The 2217-nt window shown below is 71.4% G+C and carries 2 protein-coding genes; one reads left to right on the top strand and one right to left on the bottom strand.

Going from position 1 to position 2217, the window contains the following annotated elements; translation table 11 throughout:
• Positions 1-231 precede the first annotated feature (231 nt).
• On the bottom strand, positions 232-1548 hold the full coding sequence (locus tag AOK01_RS33850) for an SGNH/GDSL hydrolase family protein (protein ID WP_055518457.1): 1317 nt from the start codon (positions 1546-1548) through the stop codon (positions 232-234).
• A gap of 299 nt (positions 1549-1847) precedes the next feature.
• On the opposite strand from AOK01_RS33850, the gene AOK01_RS33845 reads away from it, so the two are divergent.
• Positions 1848-2217: DUF445 family protein (locus tag AOK01_RS33845; protein WP_245702535.1), on the top strand; the 370-nt coding region annotated here is incomplete at its 3' end.

The following is a 2217-nucleotide window of genomic DNA, read 5'->3' as shown; positions in this document are numbered from 1 at the left end:
GCAGAACGGCGGGATTGAGGGGGGTCCCCTCAATCCGCCGTTCTGCTTCCGCCGGTCGTGTGTTTGCCGCGGGTGCGTCGTGGCTGAGCGCGCAGTTCCCCGCGCCCCTAAAAGATTGCGCCGTTCCCCGCGCCCCTGCTTTTCAGGGGCGCGGGGAACTGCGCGACCAGCCACGACGCACCCGCGGTCGCATCCCGGCCGCAGCCCCGGAGGGGGCGCACCCGCAGACCCCTACAGCTGGGCCGGAGCCGTGCCCTTCAGGTCGTTGAGGTCGAAGACCTCCGCCATGCGCTCGTAGCCCTCGTCGCTCGGGTGGAGATGGTCGCCCGAGTCGTACCGGGAGAGCAGCCGACGCGGGTTGTACGGATCGCGGAGCGCCTTGTCGAAGTCGGCGTAGGCGTCGAAGACCTTGCCGGAGCGGATCTCGGCGTTGACGGCCTGGCGGGTTTTCTCCAGGTCGGAGCGGTAGCCGCGGTGCCCGTGGAAGGGCATGAGGGTGGCGCCGACGACCCGCAGGCCGCGGGCGTGGGCCAGCCGCTTCAGCCCGCGCAGCCCGGCGGTGATCCGGGCCGCGTCGGTCTCGTGGGGCGTACGCAAAATGTCGTTGACGCCGAGGACGACCACGACCGCCTTGACGTTGGTGCGCCCGAGCACGTCGCGGTCGAAGCGGACCAGGCCGCTCGGGTTCTCCGCGGGACGGCCGAGGCCGCTGGTCAGGACGCGGTTGCCGCTGATGCCCTCGTTGACCACGCTGTAGCGGGGTCCGTCCGAGCCGGAGCGCAGCCGGTCGCCGAGGACGTCCGTCCAGCGCCGGTTCTCGCCGACGGTCGAGGTCACGCCGTCGGTGAGGGAGTCGCCGAGGACGACGACCGTGCCGTCCGACTCGTTGCTCAGCACGTCCAGCGCGGTCACGTAGCGCCAGTACGGAGTCTGCCCCGTGTACGGGACACCGCTGACGTCCTCCGTGCGGTCGCCCTCCGCGGTGTACGAGATCTGCCGGGCGTGCGGGTGGTAGGTGACCGGCCCCGACGGGGTCGGCGTGTACGTCGTCACCAGCACGTCCGAGTCGTGCGGGATCAGCAGCCGTACGGCGTCGCTGATCACCTGCTGTCCCGGGGGCACCAGCACCGAGGGCCGGCCGCCGAAGGTGAGGCGGCGCATCGTGTCGGTGGCCGCGGCGGCGTTGTTCGCGGTGGCGGCGACGGCGACCGAGGCGTGCGTGATGCTGAGCGGCTGCTGCCCGAACAGGTTGGACAGGGTGATCCGGACCGCGGTGCCGCCGACTCCCACATGCACGACGTTGCGTACCGAACGGCCCGCCATGCCGTTCACCTCGGTGCCCGGCTCCGGTCCCGCGGGGGACGCCGACCAGGCGCCCACCCAGGTGCCGACGGACGCGGGAGCGGCCGAGTTGTGCGGGGTGCGGCCGTCGGCCACCGGTGTCCGCGCGCCGTCGTCGGCGGCGACCCCGACGTATATGGCGGCTGAGATGGCGACGATCACAGCGACGATCGCGGCCAGCAAGGCATAACCGTGACGCTTGGTCATGCGGTGCGTGTCTCCTCGGAAAAGTGGGAACCCGGGGGCTCCGGTGTGATCACCCCATGATGAGGCATGGCACGGGAGAAACCCGACAGGCCCCCCGGACCGACAGGCCCCCCTGACCGACAGGACCCCGGTCGCGGTTCCCCGGTCGTGGTTCCCCCGCCCGGACAGACGCCGGGAACTCCTGTTCCGTTCCAGGAGTCGGTCAGGTTGGGACAATGCGCATGGGGACCGGGAACGAACGGATGGACTGAATGGAACGCGCGAAAGAGGACGAAACAGGCGAAGAAGGTAAAACGGGTATGGAGGGGCAGTCCTCCTGGCCCGGTGGTGTGGCGAACCGGCCCGGTGGTGTGGCGAACCCCACGAGCGCCGACCGCACCCGAACCGGCACGCGCGCCGGCACCCGCACCCCGCCGAACCGGGCGATGAACTCGTTCAGCCCCGCCGACGAGGAGAAGTTGCGCGGCGTCCGCCGGATGAAGCTCACGGCGACCGGCCTGCTGCTGCTGGTCGCCGTCGTCTACGTACTCGCCAAGTGGGCCGGCAACTCCGGCGCGGGCGCCTGGACGGGCTATGTGGCGGCGGCGGCCGAGGCGGGCATGGTCGGCGCGCTCGCCGACTGGTTCGCCGTCACCGCGCTGTTCCGCCGGCCCATGGGCCTGCCCATCC

The sequence above is a fragment of the Streptomyces aurantiacus genome (assembly GCF_001418335.1).
Taxonomy (GTDB): Bacteria; Actinomycetota; Actinomycetes; order Streptomycetales; family Streptomycetaceae; genus Streptomyces; species Streptomyces aurantiacus.
This window is presented reverse-complemented; position numbering and strand designations above follow the sequence as displayed.

Bases quoted from the DNA above. Each gene is read 5' to 3' on its own strand.
- AOK01_RS33850 (WP_055518457.1), bottom strand. From the start codon at position 1,548: ATGACCAAGCGTCACGGTTATGCCTTGCTGGCCGCGATCGTCGCTGTG.